General features: G+C 64.6%; 8 protein-coding genes. 3 read left to right on the top strand and 5 right to left on the bottom strand.

The features are described 5' to 3' along the window. Positions 1 to 111: 111 nt before the first annotated feature. Positions 112 to 1,623, top strand: coding sequence for a bifunctional diguanylate cyclase/phosphodiesterase (locus DUGA2_RS10140; RefSeq protein ID WP_070269186.1), 1,512 nt, complete (start codon positions 112 to 114; stop codon positions 1,621 to 1,623). Here the strand turns inward: DUGA2_RS10140 and DUGA2_RS10145 are convergent. After that, positions 1,607 to 4,954: an alpha/beta hydrolase-fold protein gene (locus tag DUGA2_RS10145; protein ID WP_070269187.1), complete on the bottom strand. Its 3,348-nt coding sequence runs from the start codon at positions 4,952 to 4,954 to the stop codon at positions 1,607 to 1,609. The two genes, DUGA2_RS10140 and DUGA2_RS10145, sit on opposite strands and share 17 nt — an antisense overlap. Then, positions 4,951 to 6,807, bottom strand: a complete 1,857-nt coding sequence (locus DUGA2_RS10150) for a glycoside hydrolase family 13 protein (protein ID WP_070269188.1) — start codon at positions 6,805 to 6,807, stop codon at positions 4,951 to 4,953. Before DUGA2_RS10150 ends, DUGA2_RS10145 begins: the two co-directional genes overlap by 4 nt. Positions 6,808 to 7,426: 619 nt before the next feature. Between DUGA2_RS10150 and DUGA2_RS10155 the strand changes: the two genes are divergently transcribed. Both DUGA2_RS10155 and DUGA2_RS10160 read left to right on the top strand, forming a co-directional pair. After that, on the top strand, positions 7,427 to 10,195 hold the full coding sequence (locus DUGA2_RS10155; RefSeq protein ID WP_229214657.1) for a TonB-dependent receptor: 2,769 nt from the start codon (positions 7,427 to 7,429) through the stop codon (positions 10,193 to 10,195). A gap of 66 nt (positions 10,196 to 10,261) precedes the next feature. Beyond that, complete coding sequence (locus DUGA2_RS10160) at positions 10,262 to 11,773, top strand: tryptophan halogenase family protein (RefSeq protein ID WP_070269190.1); 1,512 nt, start codon at positions 10,262 to 10,264, stop codon at positions 11,771 to 11,773. Positions 11,774 to 11,779: 6 nt separating this feature from the next. Here the strand turns inward: DUGA2_RS10160 and DUGA2_RS10165 are convergent, their stop codons facing one another. The 3 genes from DUGA2_RS10165 to DUGA2_RS10175 form a co-directional block, all read right to left on the bottom strand. After that, on the bottom strand, positions 11,780 to 13,291 hold the full coding sequence (locus DUGA2_RS10165; RefSeq protein WP_070269191.1) for a tryptophan halogenase family protein: 1,512 nt from the start codon (positions 13,289 to 13,291) through the stop codon (positions 11,780 to 11,782). A gap of 118 nt (positions 13,292 to 13,409) precedes the next feature. Continuing rightward, complete coding sequence (locus DUGA2_RS10170; protein ID WP_070269192.1) at positions 13,410 to 15,245, bottom strand: M2 family metallopeptidase; 1,836 nt, start codon at positions 15,243 to 15,245, stop codon at positions 13,410 to 13,412. 71 nt (positions 15,246 to 15,316) lie between these two features. Then, the gene (locus tag DUGA2_RS10175; RefSeq protein ID WP_070269193.1) at positions 15,317 to 17,764 is read right to left on the bottom strand and encodes a TIM-barrel domain-containing protein; all 2,448 of its coding nucleotides are present in this window, start codon (positions 17,762 to 17,764) and stop codon (positions 15,317 to 15,319) included. Positions 17,765 to 17,828: the final 64 nt, after the last annotated feature.

Genomic DNA, 17,828 nt, shown 5'->3' on the forward strand with positions numbered 1-17,828 from the left:
GCCGCCGCGCGGTTTTGACGCCGCTCAAGCGGCGGCGTGAACGGGCTTGGATCTGACTCGCCATCAACTATGATTCCCTCTTCCCCGGTGCACCGGATGGAGAGGGACAGCATGAACAGCCTATTGCCGGTGCTGGCCGGCATCGCACTCAGTCTGCTGGCGCTGTGGTACGGCGAGGTGCGGGTGCGCGCCTTGCGTGCCCGCTGCGCGCAGTTGCAGTCCACGCTGGAATCCCACCGCGAAGCGGAAATACGGCTGGACTACATCGCCCACCACGACAGCCTGACCGGCCTGCCCAACCGCCTGCAATGCCAGCTGCAACTGGAGCACGGCATCGCCTACGCGCGCCGCCACGGCAGCCTGCTGGCGGTGCTGTTTGTCGACATCGACCACTTCAAGGCCATCAACGACAACCTCGGCCACGACGCCGGCGACCAGGTGCTGGTGCAGTTCGCCCAACGCCTGCGGCGCTGCGTGCGCGAGGTCGACACCGTGGCCCGCCAGGGCGGCGACGAGTTCATCGTGCTGCTGACCGAGTTGCGCGCCGCCCAGGACGCGCAGCAGGTGGCCGACAAGATCAGCGCCGCCATCGCCGAGCCTTTCCTGGTCCATGGCGACACGCTGGCGGTGGCCGCCAGCATCGGCATCGCCGTCTATCCGGACGACGACGCCGACCTCGAAGCGCTGCTGGAGAAGGCCGACCTGGCGATGTACGCGGCCAAGCAGCGCGGCCGCGGCGCCGGGCTGCGCTTCGCGCCCAGCATGCAGGCCAAGGCGTATTCGCGGGTGGTGCTGGAGACCGCGCTGCGCCATGCGCTGGAGCACGACGAGTTCGTGCTGAGCTACCAGCCCAAGCTGAACCTGAACGAGCAGAAGATCACCGGCGTCCGGGCGCTGCTGCGCTGGCACCATCCGGAGCTGGGGCTGGTGATGCCGCCGGATTTTCTGCCTATCCTGGAGGAGAGCGCGCTGATCCTGCCGGTGGGCGAGTGGGCGATGGCGACCGCCGCCAGGCAGGCGCGGCGCTGGATGGAGCTGGGCCATCCGCTGACGGTGTCGCTGCACCTGTCGCCGCGCCAGTTCTACCAGAAGGATATCGCCCGCACCTTTGCCGCCATCCTGCACGAGGCCGGCCTGCCGGGGCGCTACATCGAGCTGGAAATCAGCGAGGGCATGTTGATCGACAAGAACCATAGCTGCGAGGCCGTGCTGCGCCAGTTCAAGCAGCTGGGCATGCGCATCTCGATCAGCGATTTCGGCACCGGTTACGCATCGCTGAACTACCTGCGGCGCTTCCCGGTGGATCTGGTGAAGATCAACAAGTCCTTCATCGACGACCTGCGCCGGGCCGCCCAACAGCCGACCGACCGCCACGGCGACAGCCGGACGGCCGACGAGGGGGCGATGGTGCGCGCCATCATTGCCATGGCGCATACGCTGAACATGCAGGTGATCGCCGGCGGCGTCGAGACCGGCGACCAGCTGACCCAGCTGGCGGCGATGGGCTGCGACGAAGCGTTCGGTTTCTGCCTGAGCGCGGCGGTCTCGCCGGACGAGCTGGAGGCGCTGCTGCTGGGCCGCCGGCCGCAGCCGGCGCCGACGCCGGTCAGGGCTGACGGCTAGCCGGGAAGAACCACGCCAGCGGCCGCTGCACCCGCGCCGCCCACGAGCGTTCGTTGTGGATGGCGGCCTCGGCTGAGTAGAAGTACAGGTCTTCATTCAAGCGGTAGCCCTGGGCCAGCATGGCGTCGCGCATTTGCAGCGTCTGCTCGATGCCGTCCTGGTCGGTGCCGGCGTCGAGGTAGAACTTGACCGGCTGGCGCGCCGGCACCTTGGCGATGAACTCGCCGCGATTCCACCAGAGCGAACTCGACACCCCTGCGGCGCGGAAAAACACTTCCGGGTGGCGCTGGGCGATGTAGACCGAGGCGATGCCGCCCAGCGAGGAACCCATGATGGCGGTGTGCTCGCGGTCCGGCAGCGTGCGCAGGTGGGTGTCGGCCCACGGCTTGACGGTGTCGACGATGAAGGCCATGTAGGCGTCGAGCTTGCCGCCGCCGTACTGCGGGTCGCAGCAGGGCGTGTACTCGGCCATGCGGTCGCCGGTGTTGTCGATGCCGACCACGATGGCCGGCGCGATGCTGCGGTTGGCGATCAGGCGGTCCATGGTCGTGCCGATTTCCCAGGCCGCGCCGTAGGCGGCGGTGCGGGCGTCGAACAGGTTCTGGCCGTCGTGCATGTAGAGCACCGGGTAGCGCTGCTGCGGCTGGGCGTCATAGCCTGGCGGCAGATAGATGCGCAGGCTGCGGCTGTTGCCCAGCTGCGGCGAAGCGATCTGCTCGACGATGCGCACCGTGCCGGCCGGCGGTAGGGCGGGGATGGCCGCCGCGCTGCCCGTCGCCGCCGCGCCACCACCGGCCGCCGAACCGCGCGCCAACGGCATGAGGCGAACGCCGTGCAGATCGAAGCGGTTCGACGGTCCCTTGACGCCGCCCGCGTCGCCATAGCTGGCGTTACTTTGCAGGTAGCTCATGTTGTAGAAATCGCCGAGCTCCATGCGGTAGCTGCCTGCCTTGAGCTCCGCCTTCAACGGCGTCGACCACGCTGGCCCAGCGCTCGCGGGCGAATGCGGCAACTGCACCACGCCCTGCGCGGCGATGCCGCCCTGGCCGTCCTTGAGCACCATCCATTTCACGCCACCGCTGATGCCCAGGTTGATCTGGTGCGCGGTGTTGCGGTACTTGAGCTGCAAGGCATAGCTGCCGTCGCGCTCGACCCTGATGTCCCGCACCGCCAGCGTATCGGCCGGCGCACCCCAGCCCGCGATGCGGCCATCGGCAGCCGCCACGCTCGATTGCACGCGCGCGTCGGCGACAGCAATCTCCACGCCGTTGTCCAGGCATTGCGGCGCGCTGTGATGGCTGCGGTTGCCGGAGCCGGTGTACATCGCCTCGACGGCGTAGCACAGATTGTCGTTGCCGCCCTTGCCCAGCTTCGGCGCGCGACGATCGGCCCAAGTCTTCGCAGTGATGCGCTGCGCCGCCAGCTCACCGTTGCGATAGATGTTGTAGACCACGCCCTTGCCGGCGCCGTCGAGATGCAGTGTCGGCAAACCATAAGTGCCGCGCTCCAGCCTGGCGATGCGCGCCGCGGCCGGCGCGTACACCGCCGGATCAAGCGCCAGCGGCTGCCCGCTGACGCTGCGCTTGGCCTGCTGCCCGGCCACCAGCTTGCCGAGGCGGATCTCGATCACATTGTCGTCGGCCAGCGCCGACCAGGCCAGCGTGGCGGCGGCGGGCTTGCCGTTCAACGTCACCGCTGCGACTTCGTAGTAGCCATCACCGGATGCGGCGGGCGGCAGCGACAGGCGCACCTGCAAGCGCTTGCCGCGCAGGCCAAGGTTGCTGAGCGTGACTGCATCGCTGCCCGCGAACGCCACGCGCCGCAGCCTGGCCGTCACGAAGGGGCGCAGAGCGATGCCATCATCGGTGGTCTGCACGCCGAACACGCCGCCGACCACCATGCCGAGATACGCGCCGACCGACCACAGTTGGCGGCGCGAGTCCATCACCGGCCCGCTCAAGTCGCCCTGCGGCTGCTGGTCCTTCAGCATCGGCTGGCCGGACAGCCATTCCAGGTTTTCCATATTGGACAGGTTGAGCGCCGCGCCACGCATCAGCGTATCGTAGGCCGCATCGGCGACCGCCACATTGCCCGTCATGGCGGCGGCCTTCAAGCCATAGGCCGTCACGAACGGCCACAGCGCGCGATTGTGATAGATCGCCACGCCCGGCTGCTGCGGATAAATCACCGGCGCCCCCAGCGGGCCATGCGGGTAGTGCGCCAGGATGCTCTCGGCCTGCTTGCGGTCGGCGATGCCGGTGACGATCGCCAGCGACTGCCCCAGCCAGTCGTACTTGTACATCGGCGCGCCGTCGAAATGCCCGGCCGTCATGCTGCTATACATGCCGGCGTCGGCCTGCCACAGGCGCTGGTTGATGGCGCGCTTCAGGTCCGCCGCCCACGCCGCGTAGCGGTCGGCCAGCGCCGCATTGCCTTGTTCCCGCGCCAGCTGCGCGGCCAGCGTCAGCGCCTTGTAGTGGCCCGCGTTGGTGGACAAGGCCTTCGATGACGCCATGCTGGCCAGGTCGTCCGGTATCCAGCGCGCATAGCTTTGCTCGCGCCAGTCGAGGAAGGATTGTTCGCCGTTGTACAAGCCGTCGGCCGCATCGTAGGCGGCCAGCCTGTCGTTTTCCAGCGTGTTGGACAGGGCACGCAGCGCCGTCGCCGCGAAGGCCGTGCGTTCGTCGGGCGCCAGCGCCTTCAAGGCTTCGTCCGCGCCGAAGGCCCAGCTCACGCGGTCCGTGCTGACCGGCCAGCTGCCGCCGCTGCCGGTGTCCTGGATGATCTGCAAACCGTCGGCGCTGCCGGCGGCGTGCGCGCCCGGCCGCACACCGTCGCGGTAGCCGGACAGCTTGAACTCCAGCGAATTGCGCACGCGGCGCGGGTCCAGCATGCCCAGTCCCAGCGAGGCGGCGTAGGACAGGTCGCGCGTCCACACATAGTTCCACAACTCGCCCGTCTCGAAGCAGTTGCAGGAGATGGGCTTGCCGCCGTTGTAGCTGCCGTCGCGGATTTCGCCGACCGAGTCCTGCTTCATCTCCAGGCCGGCCAGCGTGAACAGCGCGTCGAAACCCAGGTTGCCGCTGCGGACGCTGGGCTGCCCCGGCGCTTCCGCGTAGCTGATCTCCTGCTTGCCGCCTTCGCGCACGCGCATGGTGGACGATTGCGTGTAGCTGCGTTGCGCCGCATTCGCGTCCGGCGTGGCGTAGCGCACGGTCTCCTGCTTGCCATCCCAGGTCGGATAGCTGGTGCTGAGCGTAGTGGCGGCCAGCGCGGGCAGCGTGAGCAGCGCCAACGGCAAGGCGCCGAGGCGGCGACGGGGCAATCTCATTGTTCGATCTCCAGTATCAGCGCCGAGCGTGCCGGCAGGGTGACTTCTCCATCGAGCGACACGCGCTTGCCGGTGGCGACGTCGACACCGGCGCGCACGCCGGCCAGCATCTCGTGGAAGCGCGCGGTTTTCAGCACGGTGTCGGTACTGTTCTTGTTGAAGGCCACCATGACCTTGCGAGCGCCATCGTAGCGGAAATAGACGTAGGTGTTTTGCTCAGGACCGTAGTGCATCATCTTCCCGTGATGGATTACGGACGCGCCCTTGCGCCAGTTGAGCAGCTTCTTCACATACGCCTGCGCGGCCGCCTGCTGCGCGCTCAGGCCCGCGCCGGTGAAGGCGTTGACGGCGTCGCCGGACCAGCCGCCGGGGAAGTCGTGGCGATAGGATGCATCGTCGCGGCCCTTGGTGGTGCTGGTCATCTGCACTTCGGTGCCGGCGTAGAACTGCGGGATGCGCGGCGCCGTCGCCACGAAGGCCATCGCCATGCGGAACAAGCCATCATCCCCATTGAGCTCGCTGTAGATGCGCGACACATCGTGGTTGCCCTCGAATAGAACCAGGTTGCCGGCGTTCGGATACAGATAGTCCTGCGACAGCGTCTCGTACAAATTCGTCAGGCTTTGCTCGCCGCCTTCCTGCGCGGCCAGCGCGCGGCGCATGGTGTAGGTCAGCGGGAAGTCCATCATGCTCGGCATGTGCGAGACGTAGCCGTTGAAGTTCTGCTTGCCCTCCTGCCAGAACGCGACCACCGGTATCAACGGGCTCCATTCCTCGCCGACCAGGTTCAGCTTCGGATACTCGGCCATCACGCTGCCGGACCAGCGGCTGAGGAAGCTGGTGTCCGAATAGCCGTAGGTGTCCACCCGCAGGCCGGACAAGCCCGCGTACTCGATCCACCAGATGTTATTTTGAATGAGGTAGGTGGCCACATAGGGATTGGCCTGGTTCAGGTCCGGCATGTCTTCGACAAACCAGCCGGCGGTGAAGTTGCGCCGGTCCTCGGCCGACGCGTACGGATCCTGCACCGCCACCCGGTGATGCTCGGTCGGCACGAACTTGCCCTGGTAGGTCAGCCAGTCCGGCGTCGGCATGTCCTGCATCCACCAGTGCTTGCTGCCGATATGGTTGAGCACCACGTCCTGGATCACGCGCAGGCCTTTGGCGCGCGCCTGCGCGACGAAGCTGCGGTACTCCTCGTTGCTGCCGTAGCGCGGATCGATGCGGTAGTGATTGGTGCTGGCGTAGCCGTGGTAGGAGTAGGCCGGCATATTCGATTCCAGCAGCGGCGTCGGCCACACGGTGGTGAAGCCCATGCCGGCGATGTAGTCCAGATGGTCGGCGATGCCCTGCAGGTCGCCGCCGTGGCGGCCGGAGCCGTCGGCACGGTTGGAGCGCTCGGCCATGCCGGGAGCGTTGTCGTTGGCCGGATTGGCGTTGGCGTAACGGTCTGGCATCACCTCATAGATCGCGTCGCCGCTGCCGAAGCCGACGCGCTGGGCCGAGCCCGGGCTGCGCGCCAGCAGCTGGTAGCCGTAGTGCAGGGCGCGGCTGCCGCGCCCGAAGGCCAGGTCCAGCTTGCCCGGTGCGGCGTCGGGCGCTATCTCCAGGTCGATGAACAGGTAGTTCCGGTTGGCCACCTGAGCCACCGAGGCGATGCGCACGCCGGGGTAGGCCAGCGTGGGTTCAAGGTCGGCGATCTGTGGTCCGTGCACCATCAGTTGCAGCTTGCTGTTGTGCATGCCGGTCCACCACAGCGGCGGCTCCATGTGGTCGATGCGGTAGTCCGGGGCGGCGTGCGCCCATACGGGCAGCAGGCTTGCCAGCAGCGCCGCCAGGATGGTGTTCTTCATGCAATCTCCTCGTTATGGTAAGTAGTCGTACTACAAGCCCTTGTTTTTGCGGTCGACCGGCCGTTTCGCCTTGTTTTGCTAGAGAATACTCTCAAAACCCCGCAGCATCAAACCGCCTGAATTTAGTCGAAATACAGAGATTTTGTAATTTTTCAGCCCATATTGTTTTTTCGGCCAAAAATTGCCTGCTCGAAGCCCCATGCGCACGCGGCTGCGTGACGTTTGGTTTCATAAACAAGTGGTTCTATCGTCAAATCTGTAGTTCTACTACAAGCGCGTGGGCATCGCTCTGTAGCCGAAATACAACGAGAACCGCATGCTCACAGGGGGAAGCTGGCGCGGAGCGGCCTGGAAAGCGTAGGCGAGCGGAAGTTTAATTGACATGGAATCTAGTTTTAGTACAAAATTCTTCCTAGAACGTCTTATAGAACGTCGAATTTCCTTGGAACCCGTGTAGTTTGAGACGCCCCGGCGAATACGGAGCGGCTGATGTTGGCGGGAATTGTGTTTTGTGTCGTGAGTGAGGGGACATTGAATGAACATTTTTGCGAATAAGCGTAGTCATAGCGCTGCGTTTCAACTGAATCCGGTCGCAGCGGGTTGCGCTGTATTCCTGTCGATGATGGCAAGCTCGGCTGTTTATGCGCAAGAAGCCGCGCAAGCAGCCCAGGCTCAAGCCGCCGACGTAACGGCCGCCAAAGCCGATCCTAACGCGCCGGTCGTACCATCTGTCGTCGTGGCCGGTATCCGCCGCGGTATCGAAGCAGCGATCTCGATCAAAAAGAATTCCACTTCCATCGTCGAAGCCGTGTCGTCGGAAGACATCGGCAAACTGCCTGACTCCAGCGTGGCTGAATCCATCGCCCGCCTGCCAGGCGTTACCGCACAGCGTTCGCGCGGTTCGGGCAAGGCCGCCGACATCAGCGTGCGCGGCCTGGCGCCTAGCTTCAACGGCACCCTGGTCAACGGCCGCGAACAAGCGTCCACCGGCAATGCCCGCAGCCCTGAATTCGACCTGTTCCCTGCCGAACTGATCGGCAGCGCGATGATCTACAAAACCCCCGACGCCACCGTGATCGGCCAGGGCCTGGCCGCGACCATCGACCTGCGCACCGTGCAGCCGCTGGACTTCGGCAAGCGCGTGCTGGCAGCCGGTGCGCGCACCGAGCGCAGCGGCGTGCGTTCCGGCTCGCCGGAAGGCGACGGCAAGCGCTACACCTTCAGCTACGTCGACCAGTTCGCCAACCGCACGATCGGTGTGGCGCTGGGCGTCACCAGCTACAAGGAAACCGGCGGCGGCCAGCAGAAGTTTGAAGGCGGCGGCACCGAGACCTACAGCTACAACGGCCAGAACGTCATCGTGCCGAGCGGCTTCAAGGCCGACACCGAGACCTCGACCTCCAAGCGTGACGGCGTGTCCGCCACCCTGCAATACCGTCCTAGCAAGGAATTCAAGACCTCGGTCGACCTGTTCTACTCGGCAGGCACCCAGACCCTGAAGAAAACCGGCCTGGAAGGCTCGATCGGCGGTTCGTGGGGCGGTTACGACCCAGTGGGCACCCTGAGCAACGCCACCATCCAGAACGGCGTGGCCACTTCCGGCACCTTCAGCAACTTCAAGGGCGACGTCCGCAACCACAAGGAATCGGCGGACGACAAGCTGACCTCGATCGGCTGGAACGCGCAATACAAGAAGGATGACTGGACCCTGAGCAGCGACCTGTCGCACTCGAAAGCCACCAAGAACGCATCGCGCTACGAAACCACCGCCGGTGTAGCAGGCAACGTGCCAGCCAACCAGATCGGTTCGCTGTCGTGGACCGGTTTCGACGGCAAGAACCTGGCCGCCATGCACCTGACCTCGAGCTTCGATTACTCGAACCGCTCGCAGACCTTCCTGACCGACACCGACGGCTGGGGCGGCGGCGTGAACTCGCCACAGGCCGGCTATGTCGCCCTGCCTAACGTCGACGACAAAATCGACGCGATCCGCCTGACCGCGCGTCGCGAACTGAGCTGGGGTCCGGTTGCGGCCGCCCAGTTCGGCGTGAACTACACCAAGCGCGACAAGAAGCGCTACGGCGAAGAAGGCCGCCTGGTCGTCAAGGGCGCCAACGGCTACGCCACCGCGCCAGTGCCGGGCAGCGCCACCGCCACCGCCGGCACCACCGGCATCCCTATCGTCTCGTTCGACCCGGTCGGTACCCTGGGCCCGATCTACGACATGGTCAAGTGGGTGGACGCCAGCGTGCTGGCCAAGGACTGGTCGGTGTCGGAAAAAGTCACCACCGCCTACGCCATGGGTGAACTGGACGGCAAACTGGCCGGCTTCGACTACCGCGGCAACTTCGGCGCGCAACTGGTGCACACCAACCAGTCGACCACCGGCAACAAGGTCGACCTGCTGACTTGCACCGGCATCACCGCCGCCACCTGCCCATCGGCTGTCATCGCCGACGGCACCTCGTACAACGACATCCTGCCTAGCGCAAACGTGTCGTTCGACCTGGGTAACGAACAGCAGCTGCGCTTCGGCGCCGCCAAGGTACTGGCTCGCGCCAACCTGGACGACATGCGCGCCAGCTCGGCGTTCGGCGTCAGCAAAGACAACACCGTGCCTATCCTGGTCGGCAGCGGCGGCAACGCCAAGCTGGAACCGTTCCGCGCCAAGGCGCTGGACGTATCGTACGAGAAGTACTTCGGCAACAAGGGCTACTTCAGCGCAGCGGCGTTCTACAAAAAGCTGGACACCTACATCCTGCGTGCGCCTCGCGCGTTCGACTTCAAGGACCAGGTCACGGCCAACACGCAGCTGCCTCTGACCGGCCCATACAAGGGTTCGACGGTCGGCCTGCTGACCACCCCGACCAACGGCGACGGCGGCAACATCCACGGCTACGAGCTGTCGGTGAACATTCCGTTCTCGCTGGTCACGCCTTACCTGGACGGCTTCGGCGCGTCGGGTAACTTCTCGAACACCGAGAGCGGCATCGAACTGCCAGTTGTCGGTTTCGCGACCCAGGGTGTAGCCGGCGTCAAGATCCCGCTGCCAGGCCTGTCCAAGCGCGTCACCAACCTGCGCCTGTACTACGAGAAGTATGGCTTCCAGTTCGCCTGGGCTGCCCGCCGCCGTTCCGACTTCCTCGGCGAGATCAGCGACTTCCAGGACAACGCCCAGCTGACCTTCGTCAAGGGCGAGACCATCATCGACCTGCAAGCGTCGTATGAATTCTCGCAGTCGTACCTGAAAGGTCTGTCGATCTACGTCCAGGCCAACAACTGGAACAACACGCCTTACCAAGAGTACAATGGCACCGATTCGAGCGCCATTTCGTACAAGACCGTGTTTGGCCGCACCTACCAGTTTGGCCTGAGCTACAAGTTCTAAGCTTTCGTAGTTTCAGCTGATAACAACCCCGCTTCGTCGGGGTTGTTCCGTTTTGGAGCCTGACTTATGCAGCAAGCAGCTATCAAGAACATCGTGATCGTCGGCGGCGGCACCGCTGGCTGGATGACCGCCACCGCCTTGTCCACCATCCTGCGCGGGCAGTACAACATCCGCCTCGTGGAGTCCGACGAAATCGGCATCGTCGGCGTCGGCGAAGCCACCATACCGATGATCCAGCGTTTCAACCAGGTGGCCGGCATCGATGAAGCGGAATTCATGAAGGCCACCCAGGGCAGCTACAAACTGGGCATCGAGTTCGTCAACTGGGGCCGGGTGGGCGACCGCTACATCCACGGCTTCGGCGTCCTGGGGCAGGATTTGTGGACCGTGCGCTTCGACCAGTACTGGCAGCGCCTGCGCGGCCTGGGCAAGGCGCGCGAACTGGATGAGTACTCGATCACGCGCATGGCCGCTCGCCACAACAAGTTCATGCCGCCGCGCCGCGACCTGGCCAACTCGCCGTTGTCCGACATCGCCTACGCCTATCACTTCGACGCCAGCCTGTATGCGCGCTATCTGCGCACGGTGAGCGAGCAGCGCGGCGTGCGCCGCACCGAGGGCAAGATCGCGCAGGTGTCGCAGCGTGCCGACGACGGTTACGTCGATGCGGTGGTGATGGAATCGGGCGAGCGTATCGAGGGCGATCTGTTCATCGACTGCTCCGGCTTCCGCGCCCTGCTGATCGAGGGCGCGCTCAAGACCGGCTACGAGGACTGGAACCACTGGCTGCCGTGCGACCGCGCGCTGGCCGTGCCATGCGAGTCGGTCAGCCCGCTGACGCCCTACACGCGCGCCACCGCGCACCGCGCCGGCTGGCAGTGGCGCATTCCGCTTCAGCACCGCACCGGCAACGGCCATGTTTACAGCAGCGCCTTCATGGAAGACGACGAGGCGCAGCGCATCCTGCTGGCCAACCTGGATGGCAAGCCGCTGGCCGAGCCGCGCATGGTCAAGTTCCGCACCGGCATGCGCAAGCTGGGCTGGAACAAGAACGTGGTGGCGATGGGTCTGGCGAGCGGCTTCCTGGAGCCGCTGGAATCGACCAGCATCCACCTGATCCAGTCGTCGATCGCGCGGCTGGTGCAGTTCTTCCCGGACCGCGGCTTCAACCAACTGGAGGTGGACGAGTACAACCGCCAGAGCCGCTTCGAATATGAACGCATCCGCGATTTCGTGATCCTGCACTACAAGCTGAATCAGCGCGACGATTCCGATTTCTGGAAGCAGTGCGCGGCGATGCCGGTGCCGGACTCGCTGCAGCACAAGCTGGACTTGTTCCGCGCGCGCGGCCGCGTGGTGCGCTTCGATAACGAGCTGTTCGCGGAAGCGGGGTGGTTGCAGGTGATGCACGGCCAGAACCTGAAGCCCGAAGGCTACGATCCGCTGGTGGACCTGCTGCCGGTGGAAGAGGCGGAGAAGTATTTGGAGAGCATCCGCGACGTCATCGGCCAGTGCGTCCAGCACATGCCGGACCACGCCGAGTACATCGCGCAGCACTGCGCGGCGACCCGGCGCTGATCGCGCTTACATCTTCGGCGCTGCGCAGCAGGAGGCGATGTATTCCTCGTGCGTCGGCATGTGTTCGGCGCAGCGCAGCACCACATCCTTGACGTTGGCCAGGAAGGCGGCGATATCCGCCTCCGAGCGCTGGTCCACCAGCGGGTGGTAGCCCTTGGCGCGCAGGCCCTGGCCATGCATCACCTGTAGCCAGCTGGTTTCGGTGAACAGCTCGTCGCTGGCGCGCACGATGCGGCCGTTGCTGCGGTACAGGTCCATGCGCCGCTGCAGCGTCGCCGGTATCTCCATGTTGCGGCAGTAGTCCCAGAACGGCTTGCCCTCGCGCGCATTGAGCTTGTAGTGCAGGATCAGGAAGTCGCGGATGGCGGCGTACTCGTTGTCGGTGGCCTCGTTGAAGGAATCGATGTCGGCCTGGTCGTAGCCCAGGTGTGGGAACATCATCAGCAAGCGCGTGATCCCGGTCTGCACCAGGTGGATGCTGGTCGATTCCAGCGGCTCCATGAAACCGCCGGCCAGGCCGATGGCGACTACGTTTTTATTCCATGCGCGCTTGCGCTTCCCGGTGGTGAACTTCAGGTGGCGCGGCTGCGCCAGCGGCTTGCCGTCCAGGTTATTCATCAGGATGGACTCGGCCTGTTCCGGCTCCATGAACTTGCTGCTGTAGACATGGCCGTTGCCGATGCGGTGCTGCAGCGGGATGCGCCATTGCCAGCCGGCGTCGTGCGCGGTGGCGCGGGTGTAGGGCAGCAGAGGGCTGACCGATTCGCACGGCACAGCGATGGCGCGGTCGCACGGCAGCCAGTGCGACCAGTCCTCGTAGCCGGTCTTCAGCGCGCCTTCGATCAGCAGGCCGCGGAAGCCCGAGCAGTCGACAAACAGATCGCCCTCGATGCGTTCGCCGCTCTCCATGACGATGGCTTCGACGAAGCCGTCGTCCGCGCGCAGCACGGTGTCGACGATGCGGCCTTCGGTGCGCCGCACGCCGCGACCTTCGCTCAGGCCGCGCAGGTATTTGGCATACAGGCCGGCGTCGAAGTGGAAGGCGTGGGAGATGTCGGATAGCGGGGAATCGCCGCTGTCGCTGGCGGCGCGCATGAATTTGTTCATGCTGGCGGCCATGGTGTTGATCGAGTAGTGCTCGACGCCGGGCGCCTTGCCGGCCTGGTACAGCTTGAGCCAGTACTGGTAGAACTTGGCGAGCAGCTGGTCGCGGCCGATCACGCCGAAGCCGTGGATGTAGGATTCGCCCTGCTTGCTCCAGTTGACGAATTCGATGCCGAGTTTGAAGGTGCCTTGCGTCTGGCGCAGGAACTCGTTTTCGTCGACGCCGATCAGCTGGTTGAAGCCGCGTATGACGGGAATGGTGGCTTCGCCGACGCCGATGGTCGATATCTCGTCCGATTCGACCAGGCGTATCTTGCAGCCGTTTGAAATCAGCGCCGACATCGCGGCGGCGGTCATCCAGCCTGCGGTGCCGCCACCGACGATGACGATATTCTTAACCAGTCCCAGACTCATATTCTCTCCATTATCGTTATGATGTGCACCCTCTGACGGGGTGCTTAATCATACACGGCGCATACACTTTGGAGCGTCTGCGAATCGGGGGACTGTGGCTTAAATACAGCGTTCCGGCTTACTTTTTCTCGGCCGCTGCGAAGGCTGCGTTCTGCGTATCGAGCCAGGATTTCAGCGGCGCGAAGTAGTCCAGCAATGCGCCGCCGTCGATCTTGTCCTCGCCCGAAATCGCCTTCAGCGCTTCAGGCCACGGCTTGCTCGCACCCATCGCCAGCATCTGCTGCAGCTTGGCGCCGGCCTTGGCGTTGTCGTACACCGAGCAGCGGTGCAGCGGACCGGTGTAGCCGGCTTCGCGGCACAGCGCGCGGTGGAACTGGAACTGCAGCATGTCGGCCAGGAAGTAGCGCGCATACGGCACGTCCGCCGCCACGTGGTACTTGGCGCCGGCGTCGAAGCCCGCGCCGCTGGCATCGGCGGCGGCAGGGCGCTTCATGCCCATGTACTGCTCGCGCAGCTGCCACCAGCTCTTGTCGTAGTCGGCCGGCTTGGTCTTGCCGGAGTAGACATCCCAGCGCCATTTATCGACCGAGTAGGCGAACGGCAGGATCGCGACCTTGCTCAGCGCGCGCTCCAGCAACTGGCCGATGTCGGCGTTGGCGTCCGGCGCCTGGTCCATCAGGCCGACCTTCTGCAGATAGCTCGGCGTGATCGACAGGGCGACGGTGTCGCCGATGGCTTCATGGAAGCCGTCGTTGGCGCCATTGCGGAACAGGTAGGGCTGCTTGGTGTAGCCGAGGAAGTAGTAGACGTGGCCCAGCTCATGGTGGATCACGGTGAAGTCTTCCGCCGTCGGCGTGATGCACATCTTGATGCGGACGTCATCCTTCTCGTTCAGCGGCCAGGCCGAGGCGTGGCATACCACGTCGCGGTCGCGCGGCTTGGTCAGCAGCGAGCGTTCCCAGAAGGTCTCCGGCAGCTTCTGCATCCCCAGCGAGGTGTAGAAGCGCTCGGCGTACTGCGTCATCTGCTTGGCGTCGGTCTTGCGCTCTTCCAGCACCTTGGTCAGGTCGAAGCTGCTGGCGCCGGTGGCGGGCTTCAGCAGCGGATACAGGTTGTTCCAGTTCTGGCTCCACATATTCCCGAACAGGTGGGATGGAATAGGGCCGGTCAGCGGCACCACGTCCGGGCCGTAGGTCTGGCGCAGCTTGTAGCGGGTGTAGGTGTGCAGCGCGTCGTACAGCGGCTTGACCTGCTGCCACAGGCGCTCCATCTCGGCGGAGAAGGCTTCCGGCGGCATGTCGTACTGCGAGCGCCACATCGCGCCGGTATCGACAAAGCCCATCTGCTTGGCGCCCTTGTTCGACAGGGCGACGTATTCGGTGTACTTCTGTTTATAGGCCGGCGATTGCGCGTGCCAGCCGGTCCACATTTCCTTCAGCTTGGCCTCGTCGCGGCTGTTGGCCAGGACTTTTTCCATCTCGCCCAGCGGCATGCAGGCGCCGGCCGTGCCGTCCGGTTTTTTCGGGCAGTATTTGGCTTTGCCGTAGGCGCCGTTCATCGCCGCCTGCAGCTGCGCGTACTGTTCGCGCTCCTTGGCGTCGGCGAAGACCAGCGTCTGCTGCAACAGCATCATCTTGCGCGCCGATTCCGCCGGCAGCTTCAAGCCGTTGAAGCGGCGGGCCGCGATCGCCGCCTCGCCGGCCGCCGTCAGATAGCGTTCGGCGAAGAAGGAGGCGATGGCTTCCGTGTCGTCGGTGATGAAGTTGGAACCGACCCAGGCGCCCTTGGCCTGTTCGTTGTTCAGCTTATTGAGGCGTTCCTCGGTGTCGGCCAGGAAGCGCTCGGCTTCCGCGACGGTGGGTTTTTTTGCGGGGGCGGCCAGCACGGTGGTGCTGGCGGCTGTCATGGCGCCAAGCGCGAACAGCGTGCTGATGATTTTTGATGACACAGGCATCTCCCTATCTCCGTATATGGTCTTGTCAGGCCATCGAACCGGTCGATTCGATGGCCGACAATGATACACGCTTACAGGGTGATGGCGACGCTTCGGCCAGGCTGGCTGCTGGCCGGCAGCGTGATGTTCAACACCTTGGCCGCTTCGTCCCAGACGAAGATGACCGGCTTGCCGTCCACGCGCACCAGCGACGGGTGGGCCGTGATGTTATGCACTTGCAGCGCGATGCTGCGTTCCGGGCGCTGGTACTGCGTGCCCACTGCCGATTCCACGCGCAGCGTCAGGCTGCGGCCCTGTAGCTTGCTGGTGAAGTTCAGCAGCTCGTACTTGCCCTGTTCGTAAGCTTGCGCGGTGAGGCCGTCGTCGTCGTACAGCTTGCCCGCGCCGGCGCTCACCGAGGCGTCGTGGTAGTAGTGTAGGTCGATATGCTTGGTCGAATAATCGCGCGTGGTCTGGACCACCTTCGCCATCGGGATAAAGGCGCCTGCGCGCACATAGACCGGCACGTGGTCGGCGCTCAGCTTCACCGTTTCGGTGGCGCCGCCGGCGTGCTTCTCGCCGTTGTAGAAATCGAACCACGCGCTGCGGGCGGGGAAGTAGACCTCCGCCGTGGTGGCGCCCTGCTTGAGCACCGGCGTCACCAGGAAGTCCTTGCCCCACAAATAGGTTGACGACATGGCGCGCACCTTGGCGTTGCCCGGCTCCTCGTACAGCATGGGGCGCATCAGCGGCAGGCCTTGCTGGTTGTTGTCGAAGCCCAGCGTGTAGTTATACGGCAGCAGGCGATAGCGCAGGCGGATCGCCTCGCGCGCCAGCGCCTTGGTGCGGTCCTCGCGGTAGACCGGCTCCGGCGGCACGTCGTCCTGCGCGTGCGGGCGGAAGATGGGCTGGAACACGCCGTACTGCAGCCAACGCGTGTAGAGCTCATTGTCCAGCACCGGGTTGGCGAAGCCGCCCAGGTCCGAGTGCATATAGCCCAGGCCCTGCATGCCCATTTGTAGCGAGATCTCGGGCTGCGACTGCAAACCGCCCCAGCCCCGGTCGACATCGCCGGACCACGGGATGATGCCGTAGCGCTGCGTGCCCGAGTAACCGGCGCGCATCAGGATGAAGGGACGCTCGGTAGGGAAGTCCTGCTGGTAGCCTTCCGCCACCAGCCGCGCCCACTGGTGGCCGTAGATGTTGTGCACCTGGTCGGCGCTGCCGGTGGCGTGGCGCATGGCGGTGGGATGCACTTCCGGTTCGCCCAGGTCGCCCCATACCCCGGTCACGCCTTGCTGGCGCAGGCCCTTGTAGATATTCCAGAACCAGTCCTTGCCCGGCTTGCCGAAGATATCGATCAGGCCCGTGTGGCCGAAGTAGAAATCGTAGGCCAGCGGTTTGCCGTCGGCGTCCGTGCCCAGCACCTTCTTGTCGACCGCCTCCTGCCATTTGCTGGAGGTGTCGAGAACAAAGGGCTCGGTGATGAGCACCGTCTGCACGCCTTTTTTCTGGAAGTCGGCGATCATGCCGGTGGGGTTGGGGTAGCTGTCCTTGTCCCATTCCAGGTTGCCCATCGTGCCCTTGACCTCTTTGCCGAACCAGAACAGGTCGAACACGATGGCGTCGAGCGGAATATCCTCGGCGATGAATTTGTTGACGGTGTCGCGCGCGATGGCCTCGTTGCGGTAGCCGAAGCGCATCGCGAAATTGCCGAAGGCCCAGCGCGGCGGCAAGGGCTGCTTGCCGGTCAGGCTGGTGTAGTTGCCGATCACGTCTTCCCAGCTATCGCCCGCGATCACCTGGTAGGTCTTGCGGCCGCCGATGGTTTCGTAGGTCAGGCTGCCACGTCGCTTGCTGTCGAAATCGAGGTAGCCGGTTTGCGGATTGTCGAAGTGGATCGCATACATCTTCGACGACAGCGCCACCGGAATCGCATAACCCATCTGCTCCGACTTGTCGCCGTAGCCGTAGTGCGCCTTGTTATACAGCGTGAAGCGATGGCCGCGCCGGTTCATGCCGACCGCGCGCTCGCCGGCGCCGTACAGCGCCTCGTCCTGCTCCAGCGCGAACTCGATGCCTTCCAGCTCGCGCGCTTCGCCCTTGTTGATATCCTTGCTGCCGCTGGCCGCATCGTCCTTGACCTTGATGTAGCCGAGTTTTTCCGCGACCAGGCGCTTGCCCCGGTAGGCGTACGAAATCTGGAACGGCGACTTGGTAATGGTGACGACGATGCCGGGTGTGGCATATTCGATGCTGTTGGGTTTAGTCGCCAGCGTGGTTTTGACGGCGGCCGGCGCCAGCACCACCGCGTGCGAGGCCGGGTCCAGCTGCTCGCCGTTCGGCACGAAGGTGGTTTCGACGATGCGCGCCGAGTAGGGCTTGATGAGGTAACTGCCGTCGCTGGTGCGGACTTCCAGCAGGCCGTCGCGGCGGGTGGCGCTGTCGAAATGGCGGTTGGCGTTCTGCGCCTGGCCGGCCTGGCTGGCGAGCAGCAGCGGCAGTGTGGCCGCGAGGGCGGCGATGGAGTTGCTTTTCATGTAAGTAATTGGTCTCTAAGGTTGTTTTGATTTTGTTGTTTGGCTACATTTGACTACAAAATCC

Origin of the sequence: Duganella sp. HH101 (assembly GCF_001758795.1) — a bacterium.
In the GTDB taxonomy this organism is placed as follows: Bacteria; Pseudomonadota; Gammaproteobacteria; order Burkholderiales; family Burkholderiaceae_D; genus Rugamonas; species Rugamonas rivuli.